The 5746-nt window shown below is 60.5% G+C and carries 3 protein-coding genes and 1 pseudogene; all 4 read right to left on the reverse strand.

The features are described from left to right. Positions 1-667 precede the first annotated feature (667 nt). Positions 668-1792, reverse strand: coding sequence for a DUF3396 domain-containing protein (locus AAFN46_RS20435; protein ID WP_347810532.1), 1125 nt, complete (start codon positions 1790-1792; stop codon positions 668-670). 9 nt (positions 1793-1801) lie between these two features. Continuing rightward, positions 1802-3097: a VRR-NUC domain-containing protein gene (locus AAFN46_RS20440; protein WP_347810533.1), complete on the reverse strand. Its 1296-nt coding sequence runs from the start codon at positions 3095-3097 to the stop codon at positions 1802-1804. Continuing rightward, complete coding sequence (tssI, locus tag AAFN46_RS20445) at positions 3098-5383, reverse strand: type VI secretion system tip protein TssI/VgrG (protein ID WP_347810534.1); 2286 nt, start codon at positions 5381-5383, stop codon at positions 3098-3100. Between the two features lie 242 nt (positions 5384-5625). Next, positions 5626-5746: pseudogene (locus tag AAFN46_RS20450) on the reverse strand (type VI secretion system tube protein Hcp); the annotation flags it as partial.

Genomic DNA, 5746 nt, shown 5'->3' on the forward strand with positions numbered 1-5746 from the left:
TGCTTGCGGCGGCCAGAAACACCGTAATGAGCGAGCCATCTGGTCGATTTTGACCCACTGGCCGCTTTCAAAGTTGGCGAAGGCCGAAGTCAGCCAGAAAAACCGGTCTAGTTCAGACCTTCCCTAGCTCTTGTTCCGGGGTGTCAGCCTGCATTTTTTGGTTCGCCCAGCGATCAGACGTTTCATCAAAGAAGGTAATGGCTGCCCGGTAGTAAGATTCAGTGATGAAGGGTTGGCGCCTATTCATACAGAGGCCTTTTCGAGTTGCAGAGTGGGCTGCTCGCCATACTTCTTGGTCAGAGCGGTTTTTCGCTTATTTACGGCGGTGCGAATCTCTTCCTCCCCATAGTGGAAAGCCTGATGATTGCTGTGGCTTTCTTCCGAGTGATTTCTCAGTCGTGCCTCGGCGTGCTTGCTGGGGCTCTGGCTGGGGTGGTAGAGGGGGGTGTAGAAGAGATGGCGACTATAAGAGCTCAATATGCTGTCGCGTAGCGCGGTTATTTAAGGCTTTCAGGTTTCCCTCTTGCCATCTCCCCTCGACACCCTTGTCATGGTCGTCCCAGTCTTTTCCCCAGCCCAGTTCATATGCGCAGATATAGTCGGCGATATGCTCGCCGCTGACGCCAAGCCCCTCATTGCTCAGATCGGTTAAGCGCCAGGGGGCTATTTATGTCGCGCTGGCCCAATACCAGATGGTGGCGCCCCAGGGTGAGTCTTTGAACTCCGGCATGATCTCGCCCTGTGTGAAATAACGTCTGGAGTTTTGCTGGGCGGGGCTGAACCAGTAGCCGGTTTGGGGGCAGCGTTTGCCTGCCTCGATGCGCGCCGGAGATGTAGGCGCGCTGTCCTCTTGGTCGAAACGGGAATACCAGCGGGCAGTGCTTTCCATGTCGAAACAGTCACCGTAGGGCGAGTAGCTGTGCAGCTGGTCGGGGTTGGGAATACGCACCGGCCTGGCCACTCTGTTGACCGCTACATAGGCTGCAGGTAAGCCATCGTCCTTCGCACCTAGTTCTGGATACTCGCCTGCCCGAATGATGAGGCCCTGATCATAGGTCTGGACTTCCACATCACCGTGTCCGCTCAGGGCATGGCGGATGGCGTCCTCTCCGCCTAGACGCTCGGTAAAGGTGTTACCTAGAACGGTGAACCAGTTGATGCCCTTGATATGTTCAATCAGCTTAAGAGTTGAAATATGAGCCATGGAGTCGACTTCCAGTCCAGTATATTGCTGGGCTAGTTGAAACTCGGTGGGCATATAACTGTGATAGTCGAATGGCAGGATACTCGACAAGCCCCCATAGCCATGCTCGGCCTTGACCTTGTTGCAGAGGTAAACAAGCCATTCCTGATAGCGCTCAAGCCCACTGGGCTCAGAGAGAAAAGACCAAGGCATAACGAGCTTGAGATACGAGCGCACTTTGTCGCCGTGAACTTCGAAGGAGTTTAGCGTTGAGATGCTGTATTCAGCTGCCTCTAAGGCAGTTGAAGCGCTACTCAAAAACCATTCAACCTCTTCATTCGGTCCGGTTGCCAAAATATGGCTGCAGCTTTTACCGAAGTTGCTTGGCGTCAGCTTTTTGTAGCGCCCGAAATACTGCCCTTTCAGATGCGGAGCAAACTCTTTATAAAAGCGCTCGAAGCATTCCGCCACTCTCTGTTTACTTTCTGCTGTATAGCCCTCCTTGAAGTAAAGAGTGGCTATCAATCCCAGCTTCACTACTGGAGTGCCATCTGGCAGCTCGAATGCTAGATCTGCGGCGTGCTTAGTAAGTTTTTCCAATGCGTTCATAGGGTTCTCTTAGCCAGCGGCAACGGCCGCAGTCGCGGCGGTGCCACCTAGAATGGAGACCAGCACCGCCCAGGAGGTCCTAGCCAGGTGGACGATAGCCAGCAGTCCGGCCACGATGGCCGCGGGAATGCTGAGCGCCACCAGAGCTTTGGCAATGAGGATAGTGACCACCACCGTGGCTACCGCCACACCTATATTGATCAGCACCTGTACCCAGTCGATCTGGCGCAGCATGTCGAGGGTCAGATCGGTGTAGTGCTGGATTTTCTGCCAGATGGCGCGCAGTTGTTCGTCGGTCCAGCGCACCACCTTGGCACCGGTCTCGCTGACCCATTCCCAGGCCTTTTGCGATTCCCGGCGCACCCATTCGCCTTTGCTGCCTAGCCAGGTGGCAGCTTCCTCCAGATGCTGCTGCATCTCGGCGGAGAGCTGACGGATACCTTCGGCGCCCTGCTCCAGAAGCCCGTCGATGGCCTCCTGTGCCTGCTGGGTCCAGCTCTCCACCCGTGCCGGCTTGGGTGTGGGTTGCGGCCCATAGACAGGTACCGGCACTGGTGCTGGGCGGGGTTTGCTGCCAGGAGTCTGTGGTGGCATCAGTGGAGGTACGACCGGCCAGTGCAGTGGGTTGCTGTTCCCGGTCGGCTGGTTGGCCTCGTTGTACTGGCGTTCACGCTCACGCTCGCCGTCGTCCCGGCAGTCATTGATTTCCAGCACAGTAAAGCGGTTTGGGCCGCCTGCGATTTGGATATACGCACGCTCCTGACCTGGCCCTAAGTTGTCTCCCGGAAATTTGACCTCAACCACCCTTGCCAGATTGTCCGGGTGCATCACACCCTGATGATCAGCCCCGGCTTGCCCCGGCCAACGTATTGCTCGGTTCTGCACGATGATGACATCCGGCCGACGTAGCAAACCTGGCGTCATGCCGGAGGGGAAGGGAACCAACGTATGGCGACGCATCGGGTCGGGGGCTTGACCCTTACTCCAGCCCGATGTGCTGAGGAAGGGCGTAGGTGGCAGTCTGGTCATGTCGAAGCAGACCTCTGCCTTGTAGTCCCATAGATAATTCCAGCGGTATTCATCGGCTCGGATCAGACCGCTCATGACCAGTTGTTTGAGCTCCACCTGACTAGCGATGCCATTGGGCAATTTCTTGAGCGACAGGCGTGGAAAGCGCACTGCGTAATTGGCCTTCTCCATCAAATAGGGCTTGTTGCTTGGATTGGGCAGAGGGGCTTCCTTTACCGTGCCCTCGACGCTCGTGGTGGTGCAGCCTTGTGGCGTTTGCGGTTGCATTGTCGCCATTTATGCGCCCTCCGGGTTGGCGTTCTTCAGATCCAGGGTCATGTCCTTGGGTGTGCTGTCGCCGGCCATGAACAAAGGCTCTTGTGGTTCTGGCTGACGACTGGGGGTTAGCAGTTCGACCTGAGCGGGTTCGGCGCTATGGACGAGGAAGGTTTTGCCTTCATGGTTTGAGTAACCGGCCAGCTGCGAGCCGTCGGCCAGCTTAAGTGTGTAGGGGGCTCCCACCAGCGGTTTGCCAGTTTTCTCGTCCAACAACAGGTAGCGTGCCTTATAGCTACGGTGTGCCCGCTTCAGAAGATTGCCTGCTTTGTCCTGATCCGCCGCCCAAGGAATTGCTGGCCCGAGTATCTGAATACCTGAGCCTTTGCCAGGCGCACCTCCCGAATTCATCTTTATAGTCGCGCCGCTCAGGGTCACGCCACCGGGGTCGAGTTTGAGCCAGCTGCCGCCGCCCTTGGCGGTGAGCTCCATGCCGGCGTCTATGACTACCTTGCTGCCGGCATGGTAGTGAATCTCGTTGCCCGCCTCGACGAACTGCCCCGTACCGAGCTTCACATGCTGGGTGGTCGCCACGCTGAGGTGGTCGTTGGCGCGGATCTCGGTCTTGCGGTCCTTATGGGTGGTTCGGTGTTCCTCGGCCTTGAGCTCGGTGTAGCTGTTGGCCTCCACCGTGTCGTGGCGTTCGTGGCCGATGCGGATCTTCTGGTCGTGCTCGACGTTCTCGTCCCAGTCCTTCTGGGCGTGGATATAGATCTGTTCCTGGCCCTTGCGGTCCTCGATGCGCAGTTCGTTGTAGCCGCCACCGCCCGGGCTGCTCAGGGTCTTGAATACCGTGCGGGTCTTGTTCGCCGGCAGGTCGTAGGGCACCACATGCTCGGCGTGGTACAGGCAGCCGCTGACCAGCGGCTGGTCGGGGTCGCCCTCGAGGAAGGTGACCAGCACTTCCATGCCCACGCGCGGAATGGCGATGCCGCCGTAGCGGTCGCCGGCCCAGCTGGAGCTGACGCGTAGCCAGCAGCTGGTGCTGTCGTCGGCCTGGCCTTCGCGGTCCCAGTGGAACTGCACTTTTACCCGGCCGTACGGGTCGCAGTGGATCTCTTCGCCCTTCGGGCCGGTGACCACGGCGCTCTGGCTGCCAAGGATGCGTGGCTTGGGGTGGTCCAGCGGCGGGCGCCAGGGGATGTCCCAGGGGGTGGCGCTAAAGCGGTTGCGGTAGCCTTGGTGGAAGTCGTTCGAGGGGCCTGTTGCTCCCTCACCCCGGCCCTCTCCCAGGGGGAGAGGGGGAAAAGCGGTGATGGACTCTTCCAGCACCTGCGGCTGTTTGCCTTCGTGGTGGATCTCGTTGAGCAGCCACAGCTGGTTCCAGTCGCCGCGTGGGTGCTCACTCAGGTTGAGGAAGTGGCCGCTGCGCAGCAGTGGCTGGTCGCTCTCGCCCTCGGCCAGCTGATGGTCGCTGCGGTGGCGCTCCAGGGCGCGCTGGGAAAGAATCTTGCCGCGCGCGCGCTCGCTGAAGCGGCCGGGGTAGTCGTAGTCTTCCAGGTCCGGCCTGGCCTCACCTTTATGTGCGGCCTCCAGCTGCAGGCGCGGCTTTTCGAAGTCGTAGTCGCGGCGGGTCACCCGGCTGGTGCGGGTGGCCAGGCGCAGGGCGAAGCGTTTGATCACCGGCTCGTCCGCCACCAGGCCGGAGTCCTGCTGGTAGGCGGTGCTCGGCAGCTTGGCGAAGCCGGTCTGGTCGTCGCCGAACAGCAGCACATGGCCGTCGGCCGAGTGCTGGAAGTGGTAATGGATGCCTTCTTCCTCGCACAGGCGCTGGATGAAGTGCAGGTCGGTCTCGTCGTACTGCACGCAGTAGTCGCGCGCGGGATAAATCGCGCCGAGCTGCATGCGCTGGCCGGAGCCCTCGAGGATGCCGTGCTCGCTCAGCACCTGGGCGACGATCTGCGGCACCGTCAGGTGCTGGAAAATGCGCTGGTTAGTGCGGTGGCCCAGCCAGCTGAGCTGCGGACGCAGGCTCAGGTGGTAGCGGGTCAGGCGCTGGCCGGAGTCGCCTTGCGCGGCGCTGTGCACCAGGGCATGGATGCCTGCGCCGTCGGCACTCAGGGTCAGAAAAGCCGGCTGGCCGAGCAGGGCCTCGAGGTCGAGGTCCGGGCGCTGGCTGACCAGGGTCAGCTCGAAGGCGAAAGGCCGCGACAGGGCCTCATGGCCGCTGAACTCGAGCACCTGCAGGTCGTGCGGGACGGCGGGCAGGCTCAGGCTGAAATGGGTCTGGTTGGCGGGGGCGAACATCCGTTGTTCCTTCTGCCGAAAGGGCATCGGCCAGTCGTGCTGGCCGATGGGGTGGCTCGCTGACCGGCGAGCCCGGGCATTGTCGGGGATGCGCCACGGGCGTGCCGTGACGCGGGGGGCAAAAATGCCTCCCTCACCCCGACCCTCTGGACTCGCCACATCCCTGTGACTCGGTCCTTAACCAGCTAACGCTGCCCAAATCGGCTGTCCTGCCGATCTGTCCAGAGGGAGAGGGGCCTACCTTAGGCCGAGATCGGCGAACGCCAGTCGTCGGAGCCGGAAGTGCCGGACACTTCGTGGGTCCAGACGATCTTGCGGTAGGTGAAGTAGACGTCTTCCAGGTGAGTGAAGTGGGCCATGTTC

Origin of the sequence: Pseudomonas sp. CAU 1711 (genome assembly GCF_039888625.1) — a bacterium.
Classification (GTDB): Bacteria; Pseudomonadota; Gammaproteobacteria; order Pseudomonadales; family Pseudomonadaceae; genus Aquipseudomonas.